The 17,698-nt window shown below is 58.1% G+C and carries 15 protein-coding genes; 11 read left to right on the top strand and 4 right to left on the bottom strand.

Annotated elements, in window-relative coordinates:
• The first annotated feature begins 373 nt into the window (after positions 1 to 373).
• The 4 genes from ACYVAC_RS08985 to ACYVAC_RS08970 all read left to right on the top strand — a co-directional run bounded on the left by ACYVAC_RS08985 (position 374) and on the right by ACYVAC_RS08970 (position 3,983).
• On the top strand, positions 374 to 658 hold the full coding sequence (locus ACYVAC_RS08985) for a DUF427 domain-containing protein (RefSeq protein ID WP_461097290.1): 285 nt from the start codon (positions 374 to 376) through the stop codon (positions 656 to 658).
• Positions 655 to 1,389 carry an ATP-binding cassette domain-containing protein gene (locus ACYVAC_RS08980; protein ID WP_461097289.1) on the top strand — a complete coding sequence of 245 codons (735 nt, stop codon included), beginning with the start codon at positions 655 to 657 and terminating at the stop codon, positions 1,387 to 1,389. Before ACYVAC_RS08985 ends, ACYVAC_RS08980 begins: the two co-directional genes overlap by 4 nt.
• The gene (locus ACYVAC_RS08975; RefSeq protein WP_461097288.1) at positions 1,386 to 2,948 is read left to right on the top strand and encodes an ABC transporter permease/substrate-binding protein; all 1,563 of its coding nucleotides are present in this window, start codon (positions 1,386 to 1,388) and stop codon (positions 2,946 to 2,948) included. The genes ACYVAC_RS08980 and ACYVAC_RS08975 overlap by 4 nt, the downstream gene beginning before the upstream one ends.
• A gap of 108 nt (positions 2,949 to 3,056) precedes the next feature.
• Positions 3,057 to 3,983 carry a DUF2167 domain-containing protein gene (locus tag ACYVAC_RS08970; protein WP_461097287.1) on the top strand — a complete coding sequence of 309 codons (927 nt, stop codon included), beginning with the start codon at positions 3,057 to 3,059 and terminating at the stop codon, positions 3,981 to 3,983.
• A gap of 55 nt (positions 3,984 to 4,038) precedes the next feature.
• Here the strand turns inward: ACYVAC_RS08970 and ACYVAC_RS08965 are convergent, their stop codons facing one another.
• The 3 genes from ACYVAC_RS08965 to pdxA form a co-directional block, all read right to left on the bottom strand.
• Positions 4,039 to 4,674 carry a DNA-3-methyladenine glycosylase gene (locus ACYVAC_RS08965; RefSeq protein ID WP_461097286.1) on the bottom strand — a complete coding sequence of 212 codons (636 nt, stop codon included), beginning with the start codon at positions 4,672 to 4,674 and terminating at the stop codon, positions 4,039 to 4,041.
• A gap of 2 nt (positions 4,675 to 4,676) precedes the next feature.
• On the bottom strand, positions 4,677 to 5,564 hold the full coding sequence (locus ACYVAC_RS08960) for a YicC/YloC family endoribonuclease (RefSeq protein ID WP_461097285.1): 888 nt from the start codon (positions 5,562 to 5,564) through the stop codon (positions 4,677 to 4,679).
• A gap of 276 nt (positions 5,565 to 5,840) precedes the next feature.
• Positions 5,841 to 7,547, bottom strand: a complete 1,707-nt coding sequence (pdxA, locus tag ACYVAC_RS08955; protein ID WP_461097284.1) for a 4-hydroxythreonine-4-phosphate dehydrogenase PdxA — start codon at positions 7,545 to 7,547, stop codon at positions 5,841 to 5,843.
• Positions 7,548 to 7,704: 157 nt separating this feature from the next.
• Here pdxA and ACYVAC_RS08950 point away from each other — a divergent pair, with 157 nt between their 5' ends.
• The 4 genes from ACYVAC_RS08950 (at position 7,705) to ACYVAC_RS08935 (ending at position 14,063) form a co-directional block, all read left to right on the top strand.
• Positions 7,705 to 8,664, top strand: coding sequence for a 2-hydroxyacid dehydrogenase (locus tag ACYVAC_RS08950; RefSeq protein WP_461097283.1), 960 nt, complete (start codon positions 7,705 to 7,707; stop codon positions 8,662 to 8,664).
• A gap of 5 nt (positions 8,665 to 8,669) precedes the next feature.
• Positions 8,670 to 9,398 (top strand): NRDE family protein, encoded by a 729-nt coding sequence (locus ACYVAC_RS08945; RefSeq protein ID WP_461097282.1) that lies wholly within the window; start codon positions 8,670 to 8,672, stop codon positions 9,396 to 9,398.
• A 164-nt stretch (positions 9,399 to 9,562) separates the two neighbouring features.
• Positions 9,563 to 13,021, top strand: coding sequence for a putative Ig domain-containing protein (locus tag ACYVAC_RS08940; RefSeq protein ID WP_461097281.1), 3,459 nt, complete (start codon positions 9,563 to 9,565; stop codon positions 13,019 to 13,021).
• A gap of 163 nt (positions 13,022 to 13,184) precedes the next feature.
• Complete coding sequence (locus ACYVAC_RS08935) at positions 13,185 to 14,063, top strand: alpha/beta fold hydrolase (RefSeq protein ID WP_461097280.1); 879 nt, start codon at positions 13,185 to 13,187, stop codon at positions 14,061 to 14,063.
• An 85-nt stretch (positions 14,064 to 14,148) separates the two neighbouring features.
• On the opposite strand, the gene ACYVAC_RS08930 is transcribed toward ACYVAC_RS08935, so the two are convergent.
• On the bottom strand, positions 14,149 to 15,036 hold the full coding sequence (locus ACYVAC_RS08930) for an AraC family transcriptional regulator (RefSeq protein WP_461097279.1): 888 nt from the start codon (positions 15,034 to 15,036) through the stop codon (positions 14,149 to 14,151).
• 138 nt (positions 15,037 to 15,174) lie between these two features.
• On the opposite strand from ACYVAC_RS08930, the gene ACYVAC_RS08925 reads away from it, so the two are divergent.
• Genes ACYVAC_RS08925 through ACYVAC_RS08915 form a run of 3 tightly spaced genes read left to right on the top strand, consistent with a single transcriptional unit; the run spans position 15,175 to position 17,697 of the window.
• On the top strand, positions 15,175 to 16,071 hold the full coding sequence (locus ACYVAC_RS08925) for a sugar phosphate isomerase/epimerase family protein (RefSeq protein ID WP_461097278.1): 897 nt from the start codon (positions 15,175 to 15,177) through the stop codon (positions 16,069 to 16,071).
• Positions 16,072 to 16,105: 34 nt separating this feature from the next.
• Positions 16,106 to 17,224: a Gfo/Idh/MocA family protein gene (locus ACYVAC_RS08920; protein ID WP_461097277.1), complete on the top strand. Its 1,119-nt coding sequence runs from the start codon at positions 16,106 to 16,108 to the stop codon at positions 17,222 to 17,224.
• Positions 17,225 to 17,259: 35 nt separating this feature from the next.
• On the top strand, positions 17,260 to 17,697 hold the full coding sequence (locus ACYVAC_RS08915; protein WP_461097276.1) for a GNAT family N-acetyltransferase: 438 nt from the start codon (positions 17,260 to 17,262) through the stop codon (positions 17,695 to 17,697).
• Position 17,698 lies beyond the last annotated feature (1 nt).

Below are 17,698 nucleotides of genomic sequence, written 5' to 3'. Positions count from 1 at the left end.
TCATTCTCTGCGCCGAATTATTTTTTCTAAAAAAGCCCGAAATATCTTAAACGGTAGGTAGCCCGGAGTTATATCAACGCACTGTCATCCCTTTTAAATTATAGGTATATAGTCAAAATTAGGTTTATTTAGAGTGTTTATCTTAAAATAGTTATATTATATTGTTTATGTAATTCGGCTAATTGATTATTTATGATTGTATTTTATTGTTATAAATGATATTTGGGTTACATGGAGGGCTGGTATAGCTAAAACAAGGGCGTTCGCTGTGGGTTGTACCAGTAGGCTATCTGATCAGAACCTGCGCCGGCATGCCTCGTCGATGGGTGCCTGCGCTGTATAACCGGTTTATATCCTCAATTCCTACAGTTGTATGAAAGCTACCTGGAACGGCCAGACAATCGCTGAAAGCGACAAAACAATCGTTGTTGAAAATAACCATTACTTTCCGGCCGACTCGGTCAATCCGGCGTTTCTGGCGCCGAGCGATACGCATACGACTTGTCCCTGGAAAGGCAAGGCGTCGTATTATAACCTAGACGTCGATGGTGCCGTAAATACCGATGCGGCCTGGTTTTATCCGGAGCCAAAAGAGGCTGCCAGCCAGATAAAGAATTACGTTGCTTTCTGGAAGGGTGTCCGCATTACGGACCAATGATCCAGATCGAACATCTCTCGTGCACATTCGGTAGGCTGCAAGCCGTTAACGATGTGTCGCTATCGGTAGGAGCGGGCGAAACACTGGTGTTGCTGGGAACGAGCGGCAGCGGAAAAACAACCACATTACGAACAATTAATCGGTTGGTCGAACCTACGAGCGGTACGATCCTGGTCGATGGGGTCGATGTTCGGGCGCAGCCGGCCCCAGCCCTGCGCCGGCGTATTGGCTACGTAATTCAGGACGGTGGTCTGTTTCCTCACTATACCGTAGCCGAGGCTATTGCAACGGTGCCAACCCTGCTCGACTGGTCGCCGGAGGCCATTCGCGACCGAACCCGCGAACTGGTCGAGACGTTGCGTCTGCCAGACTCGGTGCTGGGCCGGTACCCGCACGAGTTAAGTGGTGGGCAGCGTCAGCGGGTCGGGCTGGCCCGGGCGCTGGCCGTTCGCCCACCTGTTGTGCTGATGGACGAGCCGTTCGGTGCACTCGATCCATTTACCCGCCGGCACGTTCGGCGCGAGTTGTTTGGCCTCAATGAGCTTAGTGAAACCACCGTGGTGCTGGTCACGCATGATGTGGGGGAGGCCCTCGAACTGGCAGATCGAATTGCGCTTATGGACAAAGGACGTCTGGTGCAGACCGGAACGCCCGACGAGCTGCTTGCGCAACCGGTCAATGACTTTGTTCGGGATTTTCTGGACGACAGGCCCCGGCGCCCCACCGCATGATCGACTTCGTTACATTCATTCGTCTGCACGCCGATCAGCTGCTGCGCCAGACCATCACGCATATTGGCCTGACCATCGCATCGCTGTTGCTGGCGTTGTTGATTGGTGTGCCGCTGGGTATTCTGGTAGCCCGCTACCGCCGGCTGGCGAGCGTGGTGCTGAGTACGGCAGGGGTGTTGCAAACCATACCGAGTATTGCCCTGCTCGGTTTCCTGATTCCACTGCTAGGTATCGGGCCGGGGCCGGCCCTTACCGCGCTGTTTTTATACGCCCTGCTGCCCATTGTGCGTAACACCTACGTTGGTATCACCGAAGTAAGTCCGGCGGTGATCGACGCGGCCCGGGGAGTGGGCATGACCAACGCCCAGATTCTACGCCGGGTGCAGCTACCGCTGGCATTACCGGTTTTGTTTGCTGGTATTCGCACCGCTACGGTTATCAATGTGGGCGTAGCCACGCTGGCTGCTTATGTGGCCGCCGGTGGATTGGGCGAGTTTATTTTTGGCGGCATTGCCCTCAGCAACGTGAGCATGATGCTGGCCGGGGCCATTCCGGCGGCTCTGCTAGCCATTCTGTTCGATGCGGGGCTGGCCTGGCTGCAGCGCCGGTCGGTACGTAGCCTGCGGGTGAGTGCGATTGCACTGGTCGTGCTGCTGCCCGTTCTGTCGGGATTTATGCTGCGGCCGGGCGGTTCCGATCGGTTGGTGGCTGGGTTCGCCCATGAGTTTTATGGCCGGGCCGATGGGTATCCAGGGCTGCAGAAAACGTACGGACTCCAGCTGACACCACGGCTGATCGACCAGAATCTGATGTACGAAGCTATTCACCGAGAACAGGTCGATCTGATTAGTGGCTACTCGACGGATGGTCGTATCAAGGCGTTCGACCTGCGGGTGCTGGCCGACCCCAGCCACGCCTTTCCACCCTACGCGGCTGCCCCCGTTGTGCGGCAGGCTACGCTCGACCGCTACCCTGAACTGGCGTCGGTGCTGAATCGGCTGGCGGGTCGGTTGTCGGATTCGGTTATGACACAACTCAACTACCAGGCCGATTACCTGAAACAGTCGCCCCAGGCGGTGGCGAGAGAATTTCTGGAAAAAGCCGGACTGTACCGGAAACCGGCACCTGGCGAACGCACCCAGACAGTGGTTATGGGGGCCAAAGTGTTTACCGAGCAATACATTCTGGCCGAGCTGTACCGGCAGCTCATCGAGGGGTTTACCAACCTGCGGGTAGTGGCCCGAACGGGCCTGGGTGGCACGCAGATTTGTTTCGACGCCCTGCGAACGGGCGCCATCGACTTTTACCCGGAGTATACCGGAACGGGCCTGCTGGTGATTCTGCAGCCGCCGGCACCGGTACTGAAAAAACTGCCGATGCAGCCCGACTCCGTCTACCGGTTCGTGGCTGATGCCTATGCCCGCCAGTACCGGCTGACGTGGCTCAGGCCGCTGGGTTTCAACAACAGCTATGCGCTGATGATGCGGCAGGAGCAGGCCCGGAGGCTGGGTATCCAGTCGATTCCCGATCTGGTTCGCTATCTCGATCAGCCCCGCTAACTGATTGAGGTAGCGGCTTAACTACCGTTTAGTTACAATACGACTGGTCATATCGACATTCATGGCAAAATGAGTTAGTTGCGGGCAGATCTAAACCAATCTGCTTCTATGCAACGACCATTACCGTTCTTTATGCTGGTGTTCATGTGTCTGCCCGGTTTGCTGTTTGCGCAGGCCGACAAACGACAGGCAATCATCGACTCCATTAACCACACCTTCACGTACCGCACTGGTACCGTCGATCTGAATGATGGGATGGCAAGGCTCACCGTGCCTGCCGGGTTCAAGTACCTCGACCCCACGCAGAGTAAGCGGCTACTGGTCGACATCTGGGGGAATCCCGAAGCCGGCCCGACGCAGGGTATGATTTTCCCGACGGGCGGGGATGCCGTGGGGAAAAATGCCTGGGCGTTTGTGGTCACGTACGATGAGATGGGCTACGTATCGGACAAGGATGCCGACGAAATCGATTACGACGACCTGTTGACAACGATGCAGGCGGAGACCGACGAAGAAAACAAAGCCCGGGTCGAACAGGGTTACGACCCGGTAACGCTGGTCGGCTGGGCATCGACCCCGTTCTACGACAAAGACCACAAGATTCTGCACTGGGCCAAGGAGCTGAAGTTTGGCGATACGACCAGTGTCAATACCGTCAATTACGATGTGCGCATTCTGGGCCGCAAAGGTGTCATTAGTCTCAACGCCGTGGGCGATATGAACGATCTGGCACCCATCAAATCGGCGATACCGGGTATTATCAACAGCGTGGCCTACGAGTCGGGGCACCGCTACGGCGATTTCTCGACGGGCGATAAACTGGCAGCTATGACCATCGGCGGACTGGTGGCTGGTAAGGTGCTCGCCAAGGTGGGTCTTTTTGCGCTGGTGCTTAAGTTCTGGAAAGTGCTGCTGATGGCTATTGCCGGTGGCTGGGGCTTTATCAAACGGTTCTTCGGCCGGAAAAAAGAACTGGCCCTTATGCCGGCCAGCGATGGGTCGGAGCCGCCGGCCCCTGCCGACGAACAGGCCTGATACACAATGGCCCGGTCCGACGTCGTGTCGGACCGGGCGATTGTGGTTAGGTAGCTTACTTCCGGCTTACGAACCGGTTGCCGGCAATGTAGTACCGATAGGGCAGGTCGGCTCCCTGCGTAAGGCCGATCCGGGTGGTCGTAACCAGGTCGAAACCGGTGAGCCGGGGCGGGGTAATGTAAAGACTGCCCGTAAGCAACGACGTGCCGTTGTCGGTCAGGCGGCTGATACCCAAGGCTGTCGTTAGCTTGGCGGGGCCGTTGCAAAGCTGCCGGAACCCGGCCGGCGTAGTCGGGTCGACCCGGTTGTTGCGGTAGCGTTCGAAGCCTGTTTTGAGGGCTTCGTTCCGGCGCATGGCCATCAGGTCGATGCCCTGCGTAGGTTCGAGCGCCCGAATCAGAATGGCTTCGCCCACACCTTCGGGGCTTGTAACTACGTTGATACAGTTGTAATGATTATAGATCTGATAGACGTAAAGCGTACCGGGCGGGCCAAACATGGCTGCATTACGAGTGGTCTGCCGGCGGTAGGCGTGGCAGGCCGGATCGCCGACCAGATACCCTTCCGTTTCAACAATCAGTCCGGCCGTGGTACCCTCGGCGGTTTCATGTACCAGTTCGCACCCCAGCAGCTGCCGGGCCAGCGTCAGCGTATCGCTGCCGGCGTAGAAAGCTGCATCGAGCCGCTCCATGCCTAGATGATGTTCATGGTTTGCTCCTTGATCTTTTCCAGTTCGTCTTTCATCCGCACCACAAAGCGCTGAATGACGGCATCGTTGGCCTTGGAGCCGATGGTGTTGATTTCGCGGCCAATTTCCTGGGCAATAAAGTTTAGTTTTTTGCCATTGGCTTCATCGCTGTCCATTACCTCGATGAAATAGCCCAGGTGATTTTTGAGCCGTACTTTCTCCTCCGAAATATCGAACTTCTCGACGTAATAGATCAGCTCCTGCTCAAAGCGATTCTGGTCGAACGTTTCGCTGTCGAGCAGTTCGCGTACGTTGGCCATCAGCCGTTCGCGTACGGCCGGAATGCGCAGACCGTCCTGCTCCTCAATCGCCGTCAGGCATTGTGAGATGGTGTCGATGTACTCCGAAAACTTTGTTTCCAGTACGGCACCATCCTGCCGGCGGAAGTCGTTGCAACGCCGAATGGCTTCGACAACGGCGCTGTAAATAGCCTCCCAGTCGCCCGAGTCGGTTGTGGCTTCGCTGGTGTCGGACTGATACACGTTGGGTTGCTGTAGGGCCAGTTTCAGAATGTCGCTGTCGGGTACCTCCATCATCAGCTCGCTCACCGTTTCGTTGAGGTCGCTCACGTAAGCCGCCAGCAGCGACCGGTTGATAACGACACCGGGCCGCACCGTCTGGGAACGGGTAAGGTTGATCGACAACTCGACCTTACCGCGCTCGAGTTGCTGGGTCAGCAGCGCCCGTAGTTCAATTTCCTTATCGGAGAACTGGCGCGGCAGCCGGCAGAATACATCCAGAAACTTGGAGTTGAGGGTCTTAACCTCGGCTGTCACAGACAGGTTGTCGGTTTCTACGGTTGCGTTGCCGAAACCGGTCATTGACTTGAGCATACAGATGAAGTTGTGGAAATGTAAAGTTTTTGGCGTTGGATGGTTGCAGCGTTGTCAGGTTGTAGAGTTGTAGGGTTTTACAGGAATAAAGTTGTGAGTTAATAGGAGCTGTTGTTCGCCGGCTTCTGACGCTAGGCAACGTGGGTTGATAAACGCTTGATCAGGATGCAACTGCGCCATCTGTTCGATGCCAACCCCCAAAAACAGGTCAAGTCCAGGCTCCCATTCAATTTTGTAACCTATAACCGTATAACTCGCCGATACCCCGTTGTAGCACTATTTGAGCGCGTTGGCTTTGGTTTCGAGGTACTCGGCACGCTGACGGGCTACGTCGATGGCGGTGTAGATGGCCTGAATCATCGAGGTCTCGTCGGCCAGGTTTTTTCCGGCAATATCGTAGGCCGTGCCATGGTCGGGTGAGGTACGAACAACCGGCATGCCGGCCGTGAAGTTGACTCCTTCCTCAAAGGCAATGGTTTTAAACGGAATCAGCCCCTGATCGTGGTACATGGCCAGCACCGCATCGAACTTGGTATAGCTGCGGGTACCGAAGAAGCCATCGGCCGGGTAGGGGCCAAACACGAGCTGACCTTTGTTGCGCAGGTCGTTGAGCAACGGCTTGATCAGTTCCTGTTCTTCGTTGCCGAGCAGACCCTCTTCGCCGGCATGGGGGTTGAGCCCCAGCACCGCAATCTTCGGTTTGTCGATGCCAAAATCCTGCTTCAGCGACTGCATCATGAGCGACAGTTTCTGCAGAATCCGCTCTTTCGTTACGTTCTGGCGTACCCGGCCCAGGGGCACATGCCCCGTTACGACGCCCACCCGCAGGCGTTCGCTCACCAGAAACATCAGGTTGTCGGCCACGCCAAACTGCTCGGCGAGGTACTCGGTATGCCCCGGAAACGAGAACGTTTCCGACTGAATGTTATGCTTGTTGATCGGCGCCGTAACGAGGGCGTCGATCTTCCCTTCTTTCAGATCGTCGACTGCGCGCTGCAGACAGGCAAAAGCCGCCTGCCCGGCTTCGGGCGTAACCTGGCCCGGCTGGATATCCTGATTCTGATCGGGCCAGCACGTGATCACGTTCGTCATCTTGTGGCTGATCTGCCCGATCGACGGAGCCCCGTTCAGGTTCCAGTCTTTCATGTCGAGCAGGTTCCGGTAGCGGTTCAGAATCCGCATCGATCCGTAGATAACGGGGGTACAGATTTTCTGCATCCGGTTATACTGAAGGGCCTTCAGAATGACCTCGGGCCCGATGCCGTTGTAGTCGCCCAGCGAAATGCCGATCACCAGCCGACCATCACCCGATGCATCGCGTTCGACACGGGGCGGCAGGTCGGTGGCCTGGTTGCCTTCTGTCGGTGCCTCGCGTTCCCGCATGCGGGGTTCGCGGTTCTGGTTGTCGCGTTCGGGCCGGGGCTGTTGTTCCCGATTCTGATTCTCCCGGTTCTGGGGTTCGCGGCCACTGTTGTCGCGACTCTGATTGTCGCGTTCGCGGTTCTGGTTATCGCGATTGCCGCCCGCCCGTTCGTTGCGTGGGTTGCTCTGGCGCTGGTTCGGGTCGCGCGGGGTTTGGTCGCGGTTCTGGGATTCCCGCGATTGATTGTCGCGGGGATTGCCCTCGGGGCGCTGACTAACGCGAACGTTACTGTCTTTGTCGCGGGCGGTATTGTTACGGTTATTCTGATTCCGGTTATCGCGGCCGCTGTTGTCGCGCTGGCTGAACTCCCGCTGGGGCTGCTGCCGATTCTGGTTGTCGCGGTTACCGTTGTCGCGCTGCTTGGGGCGCGGAGCGGGCTGGGTTTCAGCAGCAGGGCCCATGGCCACCGGCGCGGGCTGATCCGGCTCGGGGGCGGGTGGAGCCGCATTGGTAGCCACTTCGGCGGACCGTTCGGGCTGAGCCGGGGGCGTATCGGAGGACTGGCCAGCGGCTGGGGTCAGGCCCGCTTCGGCTGGGTCGTTGGATTGGCGTTGTTCCATGTACTTTTAGTAGTTTCGCCAAGAGTTAGCGGATCCGGTCGGCGTACCGGGCAGGGGCAAACCGGCTGCCACCGTCCTGTCGCCGGAAAACCGCCAGTATTGGTTTCCGAGAGTACTGTTCTTATTGATAAAGCCGCAAGGTACGAAAACCCCACGGATGTCCCAGATTCCCATCACCCTTCTCATCGTCGACGAAATGCACCCGTCGCTGTTCGCCATGCTCGATCAGGCGGGCTTTTCCTATAGTTACCAGCCCACGCTCAAACGCCCTGCCATTCTGGCCGCCATTGAGCCTTATCAGGGACTCATTATCCGCAGTAAAACCACCGTCGACGCGGAGCTGCTCGATCACGCGCCCAACCTGACGCTTATCGGGCGGGCGGGGGCCGGGCTCGACCTGATCGATCTCGAGGCCGTGGCGCAGCGGGGTATTCAGGTCTTTCACGCCGGTACGGGCAACCGCGATGCCGTGGGCGAGCAGGCGGTGGGCATGTTGCTGGCCCTGCTGACCAATATACTGAAGGCCGATCGTGAGGTGAGGCAGGGGGTCTGGGATCGCGAAGGCAACCGGGGCTACGAACTCGGCAGCCTCACGGTGGGCCTTGTCGGGTATGGCAACAACGGGCAGGCCACGGCCCGCCGACTCAGCGGCTTCGGCTGCCGGGTGCTGTGCTACGACAAATACCGGACAGCCTACGGCGATGCGTACGCTCAGGAAGCGTCGATGGATACGCTGATGGCCGAGGCCGATGTGCTGAGCCTGCATATTCCCCTGACCGACGAGACCCGCTACCTGATCAACGACGACCTGATTGGCCGGATGGCCAAACCCTTTTACCTGATGAACGTGGCGCGGGGCGAAATCACGTCGCTGGCAGCGCTGGTGCGCGGACTGGCGAGCGGCAAGGTACGCGGGGCCTGCCTCGACGTGCTTGAAAATGAAAAACTCGATAAGCTGACCCCCGATCAGCAGGTAAGTTTTGATTACCTGCGTACGTCGGATCGGGTGGTGCTGACCCCGCACATTGCCGGCTGGACCCACGAGAGCTACGTTCGGATCAACGAAGTGCTGGTGCAGCAGCTAAGCCAGGCCAGTACTGCCAGCGCTGCCGTCTGATGGGGGTGGCAACGCTTCTGCCGCTGGCCGACGGCTTCGTCCTGACGGTAAACCGCGACGCGCCCCTGAGTCGCCCGGCTGCCCTGCCCCCGATCCTGCACGCCATCGGGACCGAAAAAGCCGTGTTTCCGGAGGATCGGCCCGCCGGTGGAAGCTGGATCGTGGCTACCCCCCGCCGGATGGCCTTTCTGCTGAACGGGGCCTTTCGGGTGGCTACGGCCGATCCTAAACCCCGGCAGGTGGCCATGCCATTGCGCAGCCGGGGGCAGGTGCTGCTCGATTACCTGCAGTATGAAACACCCCGGCAGTTTGCCGATACGTATCCGCTGACGGGAATCAATCCGTTTATGATGGTGGCCGTCGACCCGGTGGCCGATGCCACATCGCTGTATGAACTGCGCTGGAATGGCGTTCAGGTTTACAGCCGCCGGCTACCCGACCGGCAACCGTTTATCTGGTCGACACTCGATCTGTATACCGATGCGGCTGCCGAACTGCGCAAAGCGTGGCTGGCCGGATTTCTGTACCGGAAGCCCGATTATACCCCCGACGATCTGTTTACCTTCCATCAGCAGGCCGGCGACGATGACCCGCGCCATCGCTATGTGATGCACCGGCCGGACGCGGGGCTGGCCACCGCCAGTATCACCCAGGTAATTCACACCCGGCAGGGAACCACCATGCGCTACCTGGATGTGCGCTCAGGCGAAAGTCATTCTATAGGGGTGGTATGAAGATATGACAAGTGCCTGTTAATTAGGTAGTTGGTTAGTAAAATACTGTTCGATAAAAAGTCTAGTTATTAGCTTCCAGAATAGGTTTGGCGTCCGGTTTATTAGTCGATATTAGGCGGCAGCAGCCATATCGCTGCCCTTCATCCTAATCGTCCCCAAACTATATGAAACACGCATTACGATCGAGTTGGTACGTGTTACTAGGCCTTATCCTGTTGGTTGCGCCGGTTGTAAGCCGGGCACAGCTTGCCGATAAGGGAGCGGCCCGGGCTGCCAAAGTAACACCGTCGCTGTTGCCGGTGCTGATCAACAAAGCCGTGGCGGCTCCCCGCAGTCTGGTCGGTGGTCTGGAAGTAAGCGACAATTTTGTGGTGGTCGACGGGGCTATTGCCATCGAAGCGGCTGCCAACGAGCAGCAGGGGCAGGTGCTGCTGACGCAGTTGCAGACGCTGGGCCTGCGCGACGGGGTTGCCTACAAGGGATATATCTTCGGCTACCTGCCCATGGACAAACTAAGTGCGCTGAAAGACCTGACGGCGCTCAACTACGCCTGGCCTTATCAGAAACCGATGAACAACGTCGGGCGGGTAACCTCGCAGGGCGATGTAGCCTTGAAAGCCAACCTCGCCCGAACCACCTACAACGTGACGGGGGCCGGTACTAAAGTCGGCGTTTTGTCTGATTCGTATAACGCGCTGGGTGGCGCTCCGGCTGGTGTTACCTCCGGCGATCTGCCGGCCGGTGTGCAGGTAATCGACGATTACCTGGTTGGCGGAGCTACCGATGAAGGCCGGGCCATGGCCGAAATTGTGCACGATGTGGCGCCCGGTGCGGCCATTGCCTTCAACACCGCCTTCAAGGGGCAGGCCGGCTTCGCCAAAGGCATCATCGACCTGGCCAATGCCGGCTGTAACATCATCGTCGACGACGTTTATTATTTCGCTGAACCGTTCTTCCAGGATGGTATCATTGCGCAGGCCGTCGATCAGGTGGTATCGAACAACAAAGCCACTTATTTTTCATCGGCCGGAAATCAGGCCCGCCAGTCGTACCAGAGTGCCTTTCGCAATTCGGGCATCAATCTGCCCGGGTATGGCCTCGCGCATGATTTTGGCGGGGGCGATGTGTATCAGAAAATTACGATTCCGCCGGGAGCCTCCCTGCAGCTGATTTTTCAGTGGGACGATCCATTCCGGTCTGTGAGCGGGGGGACGGGCGCCCAAAGTGATCTCGATATTTTTGTATTCGCGGGTAACACGCTGGTAACCTACAGTGCGTCGGATAACCTGGCCAGTGGCGACCCAACGGAGGTAACAGGCAGTATCCGCAATAATGGCCCGAATCCGGCCGAGGTGCAGGTGGTCATTGTGAAATATGCCGGTCAGGATCCGGGTGTAGTTAAATGGACCAATCTGGGCAGCCGTACCATTGTTACCGAATATAACACGCAGAGTTCGACCTCGTTTGGTCATAACAATGCCGCCCGGGCCATCAGCGTGGGGGCCGCTCCGTATTTCAACACGCCGGCCTTCAACCCCGCCCTCACCACGGCCGTGATCGAAACCTTCTCCTCGGCCGGGGGCACGCCTATCTTTTTCGATGGTACCGGCCAGCGGGTCGGTGGGCCTGACGGTATCGTTCGGCAAAAGCCCGAGATTACCGCCGTCGATGGAGGAAATAACACCTTCTTTGCATCGGACTATGAGCCTGATGGATTTCCAAACTTCTTCGGCACGTCGGCCGCAGCGCCCCACGCAGCCGCGGTGGCAGCCCTGATGCAGGAGCGGGCCGGCAACAAGCTGTCGCCCGAGCAAATCCGCAATACCCTGCAGCAGACCGCCCTCGATATGGATGATCCGCTGACGCCGGCCTTCGACGTGGGCTTCGACTTCCGGACGGGCTACGGCTTCATTCAGGCCGACCGGGCGCTGCAGACCATTGGCAGTACCAGTACGCTTACCATCACGGGCGTTCAGACAACCAACTGCGTAGCGGTTTCGGCCGGCGAGCGGCAGGTAACCTTCACCCCCCAGTACTCCGGTACCAATGGCCAGCCCATTACGGTTCAGGTCGTCAACGAAACCGCCCCGACAACGGCGCCGGGCCCCTATACCCTTCGGCTTTATACCGATAATCCGGTTATCACCCTGCGCGCCGAACAGGCAGGTACGGCGGGCGCGGCCACATTCAGCTATAACTGGCTGGCGGCCTGCACCAGCACCAGTCAGGCCCCGGTTTTCAACGGCATCACGTCGCTCAGTGGCGTAGTGGGGCAAGCCTTTCGCTATGCGGTACCGGCCTCATCTTTCACCGATCCCGAAGGACAGCCGATGACGTTTGCGGTGAGTGGGCTACCGGCGGGTCTCACGTTCGACGCACCAACGCTGGTGATCAGCGGTACCCCAACCGAGGTTGGCACGGCTATGGCCACCATCACCGCCACCGACCCAACCAGCCTGTCGACGGCCGGTATGATCAGCTTCGTGATCAGCGACACCCCGCCAGCCCCAACCGGCCCGCCCTCGCTGACCGTTACCAACGTAAGCTGCAGTACCATCAGTACCGGTTTATTTAGCGTCAACTTCACGGTGGCCTATACCAGTGGGGCTATTACGCCGGCTGTACCACCGCTGTTTATCAACGGTGTCACGGGCAATGGCGAACTGGGCGTACCCTATACCTATTCGTACGACGCCAACCAGTACGTACTGCCCATTCAGGACGCAGCCACCCGCAGCACCTACTTTATCTGGAACTTCAGGGCCGCCTGTGGCAGTACGCCGGTACCCAACCGGCCTCCCGTTTTCAATGGCACTACGCCCCAGACCGGGGTTGTGGGCGTGCCGTTCAGCTACACGCTGCCGGCCAATACCTTTACCGACCCGGATGCGCAGGTAAACCTGATCTATACGGCTACGAATCTGCCGGCCGGTATCACGTTCAACGCCAGCACGCGGGTATTCTCGGGTACGCCCACTACCGTACAGAGCAAAACCATTACGCTGACGGCCCGCGATGCCGGTAACCTGACGGCAACGGGCTCGCTCGTTATCACGATCAATGCGACGGCACCGACGCCCTTCGCCATTACGGGCGTCAGCACGGTGGGTTGTTCTGTCGTATCGGGGGGCGAACGGTCATTGACCTTCAATCCGCAATATGCCGGTACCACCGGCCAGCCCATCAGCTTTGCGGTGGTCAACGAAACGGCGCCAACAACGGCCCCCGGCCCCTATACGATTCGGGTTTATACGGATAACCCAACGCTGACGCTGCGGGCCGATCAGGCGGGTACGGTATCGACCTTTAGCTATAACTGGCTGGCGCAGTGTCAGTCACAAACGCGGCTGGGCGTTGCCGAGCCCGAAACGGAGCTGACCGTTTCGGTACTGGCCAACCCCACGGCGGGCCAGGCGGTCGAGGTGGAAATTCGCGGAGCCGAAGGCCATTCGCTCGAATTGCAGCTGACCGACGCGCTGGGTCGTTCGCAGGGTCAGCAATGGGTGAAAGCAGCCCGTGCGGTTGAACGGCAAACACTGCCGCTGGGTCGTTCGGCAGGGGTTTACCTGCTGAACGTCAGCACAGAAGGTCGGCACAAAACGGTTCGGATACTCAGAAACTAGAAACAGAGGTCGTTTTAAAAGGGCGCGCCTGGCTTCGGCCGGGCGCGCCCTTTTGCTGACCATACCGTATTCTCAGAATGGCCGGATTTACCTAACCTTTCGCCGGGCGGCCGGTTTTACTCCTGTATTTCTGACACAATTACTATTAAACGATTCAACGATTATGAGTTTCATCAAAGTAGGCACCGACGCGTCGGGCAAAGACATCGAACTGTTTTATCAGGATCTGGGTACGGGAAGTCCCGTTGTGCTGATTCACGGCTGGCCGCTGAGCAGCGTTATGTGGGATTACCAGCTTGCCGAACTGCCCAAACATAACCTGCGGGTAATTGCCTATGACCGGCGCGGCTTCGGCAAATCGTCGCAACCGTGGGACGGTTATAACTACGATACGTTTGCCGACGACCTCAAAGTACTGCTCGACACGCTCGATCTGCACAACGTAACGCTCGTCGGTATGTCGATGGGTGGGGGTGAAATAGCCCGCTACATGGGCCGCCATGGTGGTGCACGCGTATCGAAAGTCGTGTTTGTAAGCGCCGTTACGCCCTTCCTGCTCAAAACGGACGACAATCCGGATGGAGTTGACCAGGACGTATTCGACGATATGTACGACAGCATCACCAAAGATCGCGCTGACTTCCTGCAAACGTTCGGCAAACAGTTTTACGGCGTCAACCTGCTGAGCCACCCCGTAAGCCAGGCGCACCTCGATGGTGACTTTGCCCGGGCCTATGTGGCTTCGCACAAGGCTACCCTCGACTGCGTACGGGCGTTTTCGGAAACCGACTTCCGCAACGACCTGGCGCAAATCCACGTACCGGCACTGATTATTCACGGCGACGCCGATAAAACTGTCCCCATCGAAGCCTCGGGCGAACGGACGGCCGCTGCGCTCCCCAATGCGCAGTATCTGGTGTATGATGGTGCCCCGCACGGCCTGTTCTACACCGAGAAAGACCGGATCAACGACGACCTGCTGACCTTTATACAAGAAGGCGTCACGATCAACCAGTCTGAAGGCAGCACCACGCTGTACTAGGCACCAGGCCGATTCCGGCCGTACCCGAATACATGACAAGGCCCCCTCGCTCCAGAAGCGAGGGGGCCTTGTTGTTTGCCGGACTTTACAGGCGCCGGTACGTCTTGACGTAGCCCGACGGGGTCTGACCGGTGATGTCTTTAAACTGCCGGTTAAAATTGGATAGCGTTCGGAATCCGCTTTCGTAACTGATCTGGGTGATGCTCAACTGCGTGTTGGTGAGCAACTTACAGGCGTGGCCGATGCGCACCTCGGAGACAAACTCGGAAAAGGTTTTGTTGGCCCGGGCTTTAAAATACCGGCAGAAAGCCGGAGCGGTCATACCCGCCAGATCGGCCACGGTTTCCAGGCTGAGCTCTTCGGGGAAGTGGTTCAGTACATAATCGTGCACGACCTGCATCCGGTGGTAGATGGTTCGATCCGATTCGTCGGTTTTCATCGAGTCGACGTAGGGCGTACTGGCCAGCAGTTTAAATTCGGCACTGAGCGACAGATCGTGGAGCAACGTGAGCAACGTAAGCACTCGACCAAAGCCAACCGGCTGGGCCGCCAGTTCAGACAGCAGGGTGGTGGCCCGCTCGTGGGTGGCCCCCTGCCAGGTCAGTCCGTGGCGGGCGTTGGTCATCAGCTGCCGGATCAAACCCATCTCCTGCTTGTCGAAAAAGCAGGTGCCCAGAAAATCTTCGGGAAAATAAACAACGATGCCACTTGTCGACAGCCCTTCGTCGCGGTTAAAGTAAGGCTGGTCGCTCCGCCAGAGGTGGGGCAGATTGGGACCCAGAAACACCAGATCGCCCGGTCCAAAGGCACTGATCGAATCGCCGATGAAGCGGGTGCCCGTACCCTCCTGTACCAGAAATAACTGGTAATGTGGGTGGAAATGCCAGTTCGGGTCGAAGTGGGGCTCTACCAGTTGTTTTACCAAAAAAGAAGCCGCAACGGGTTCGAGCTCTTTACGAAGCGGTTGTCGCATACTAATTTAACTCTTTATTGACGTAAGTTACGGGTTTGAATTGGTTTTTGTGTGAATACACAGTCATTATTAGCCAAAAAAGGCCCTATAACAAAGGTAGGCAACATTTACTTTTGTTTACCTATTTAGAGACTAACTATGACAAAATTTGGAATGAACCTGTTCGTCTGGACGGCGACGATGGATGAGGATTTATCGGCAACGCTGGCTTACCTGCGCGAGACGGGTTTCGACTTTGTGGAAATGCCCATTGGTGAGCCGGTGGTGACGCCCGAGGTGCTGGCCAAATGGCATCGGCTGGGGCAGCAGGCGCGGGAGCTGGGGCTGGGCGTACAGACCTGTTCCATTCTGCCGCCCGACTGCAACCTGCTCAGTGCCGACCCGGCAGTTCGGCAGGCGGGCGTGGCCCATCTCAAAGGCGCCATCGACTGCTCGGCCGCGGCCGGGTCGGCCATCCTGATGGGGCCGCTCTACGCCGGGTTTTGTCTTTTTACGGGTAAACCCGCCACGCAGCAGGAATGGGATTGGTCGGTGGTGGCCATGCGCGAGGTGGCAGCCTATGCCGAGGAAAAGGGCGTGGTGCTGGCTATCGAATACCTGAACCGGTTTGAAACCTACCTGCTCACCTGTGCCGATGAACTGCGTCGCTACATCGAAGCGGTCGATCATCCGGCCTGCCGGGCTGCCTTCGATACCTTCCACGCCAACATCGAAGAAAAAAGCATGGCCCAGGCCATACAGACACTGGCGCCCTACCTGGTGCACGTTCAGCTATCTGAGAACGACCGGTCGACGCCGGGCTCGGGGCAGGTCGATTTCGGGCAGGCCCTGTCGGCGCTGCACGGCATTGGCTACGAAGGACCGATCGCTATCGAAGCGTTTGGCCCTAACCCGCCCGAACTGGCTGCGGCCACGCATATTTTCAGACCCATGTTTGCGTCGCCCGAACAGCTGGCGGCCGATGGGCTGGCTTTTATTCGCGAACAGTATGCGGCAACCGCCACCGAACCGGCTGCCGGCCTTACGTACCGCTAACACGCAAACCCCGATTAACCTTTTCTGAATCTATATGTCTATTAACGTTGCTATTGTAGGCCTGGGCTTCGGGGCCGAGTTTATCCCGATCTATCAGCGGCATCCCGATGCCACGATGTACGCTATCTGTCAGCGCAACGTCGAGAACCTCCACAAAATTGGCGATGCCTTCGGGATCGAAAAACGCTACAGCAGCTACGACGAGTTGCTGGCCGATCCCAACGTCGATGCCGTACACATCAACTCGCCCATTCCGAACCACGCTGAGCAAACCCTGAAAGCCCTGCGCGCGGGCAAGCACGTAGCCTGTACGGTGCCCATGGCTACCTCCGTTGCCGACTGCGAAGCCATTGTGAAGGCCTGCCGCGAGAGTGGCAAAAAGTACATGATGATGGAGACCGTGGTGTACAGCCGCGAATTTCTGTTTGTGAAGGAATTACATGAAAAAGGTGAGTTGGGCAAGGTGCAGTTCCTGAAGGCATCGCACCAGCAGGATATGGATGGCTGGCCAGACTACTGGCCGGGTTTGCCGCCCATGCACTACGCCACCCACTGCGTAGGCCCGGTGGCAGGCCTGCTGCGGCTTGAAGCCGATTATGTATCGTGCTTTGGCTCGGGCACCATCCGGCCCGAACTGGCTCAGATTCATAACTCACCCTTCGCCGTAGAGTCGGCCCACATCAAGTTCAAAGACAGTGATCTGTCGGCGTATGTGTACCGGTCTCTGTTCGACGTGGCGCGGCAGTACCGCGAAAGCTTCGAAGTATATGGCGATAAAAAATCGTTCGAATGGCAGCTGATCGAAGATGAAAAGCCGGTAATTCATACGGCAAAAAAGCCGGAGCCGGAGATTCCGGAAACGGTAACCGTGCCCGATTATGCGCACTACCTGCCCGAGCCCATTCAGCGCTTTACCACCAAGGGCGTCTACGATGCCGATGAAACCCAGCACCTGTCGTTTACGCAGGGCGGGGGGCATGGCGGGTCGCACCCCCACATGGTTCACGAGTTTGTGTCGGCCATACTGGAAGACCGCGATCCGTTTCCAAACGCGGCTCAGTCGGCCAACTGGACAAGCGTCGGTATTTTAGCGCACGAATCGGCGCTGCAGGGCGGGGTGATCCTGAAATTGCCCGATTTCAACGCGCTGTAACAACCGGTTAATTGTCGATAATCCGCTGACCCGGTATGGATAGCCCCGACGAAGCACCAATTACCCTCCGGCTGGTGAACGTGGTGCCCGCCGATCCGGCCTTAGACCGGGTCCTGACCGAACACTACGTGATGGTAGAGCGGCCGACCGGCCGGGCGGTGGGCAGTATTCGGCTACGCCTGAGCAACGACGATGGGATTCGGTTGTATGCGGGTCATATTGGGTACAGGGTCGATGCTCCGTTTCGGGGCCATCGCTACGCGGCTTACGCCTGCCTGGCCCTGAAGCCGGTGGCCCTGGCACGGGGCTTTCGGACGGTCTGGATCACCTGTGACCCCGATAACTGGGCGTCGCGCCGGACCTGCGAACACATTGGGGCCGAGCTGATCGAGGTGATCGACCTGCCCGCAGACCTCGATATGTACCGGGATGGCGAGCGTCGGAAATGCCGCTACCGGTGGCAACTCGACTGAC

It is taken from the genome of Spirosoma luteolum, assembly GCF_054778875.1.
This window is presented reverse-complemented; position numbering and strand designations above follow the sequence as displayed.

Excerpts from the sequence above, each read along its gene's own strand:
- ACYVAC_RS08920 (WP_461097277.1), top strand. The coding sequence starts at position 16,106 with ATGTCTATTAACGTTGCTATTGTAGGCCTGGGCTTCGGGGCCGAGTTT.
- ACYVAC_RS08915 (WP_461097276.1), top strand. The coding sequence starts at position 17,260 with ATGGATAGCCCCGACGAAGCACCAATTACCCTCCGGCTGGTGAACGTG.
- ACYVAC_RS08975 (WP_461097288.1), top strand. The coding sequence starts at position 1,386 with ATGATCGACTTCGTTACATTCATTCGTCTGCACGCCGATCAGCTGCTG.
- ACYVAC_RS08950 (WP_461097283.1), top strand. The coding sequence starts at position 7,705 with ATGTCCCAGATTCCCATCACCCTTCTCATCGTCGACGAAATGCACCCG.
- ACYVAC_RS08965 (WP_461097286.1), bottom strand. The coding sequence starts at position 4,674 with ATGGAGCGGCTCGATGCAGCTTTCTACGCCGGCAGCGATACGCTGACG.
- ACYVAC_RS08930 (WP_461097279.1), bottom strand. The coding sequence starts at position 15,036 with ATGCGACAACCGCTTCGTAAAGAGCTCGAACCCGTTGCGGCTTCTTTT.
- ACYVAC_RS08970 (WP_461097287.1), top strand. The coding sequence starts at position 3,057 with ATGCAACGACCATTACCGTTCTTTATGCTGGTGTTCATGTGTCTGCCC.
- ACYVAC_RS08925 (WP_461097278.1), top strand. The coding sequence starts at position 15,175 with ATGACAAAATTTGGAATGAACCTGTTCGTCTGGACGGCGACGATGGAT.
- ACYVAC_RS08940 (WP_461097281.1), top strand. The coding sequence starts at position 9,563 with ATGAAACACGCATTACGATCGAGTTGGTACGTGTTACTAGGCCTTATC.
- ACYVAC_RS08960 (WP_461097285.1), bottom strand. The coding sequence starts at position 5,564 with ATGCTCAAGTCAATGACCGGTTTCGGCAACGCAACCGTAGAAACCGAC.
- ACYVAC_RS08935 (WP_461097280.1), top strand. The coding sequence starts at position 13,185 with ATGAGTTTCATCAAAGTAGGCACCGACGCGTCGGGCAAAGACATCGAA.
- pdxA (WP_461097284.1), bottom strand. The coding sequence starts at position 7,547 with ATGGAACAACGCCAATCCAACGACCCAGCCGAAGCGGGCCTGACCCCA.
- ACYVAC_RS08985 (WP_461097290.1), top strand. The coding sequence starts at position 374 with ATGAAAGCTACCTGGAACGGCCAGACAATCGCTGAAAGCGACAAAACA.
- ACYVAC_RS08980 (WP_461097289.1), top strand. The coding sequence starts at position 655 with ATGATCCAGATCGAACATCTCTCGTGCACATTCGGTAGGCTGCAAGCC.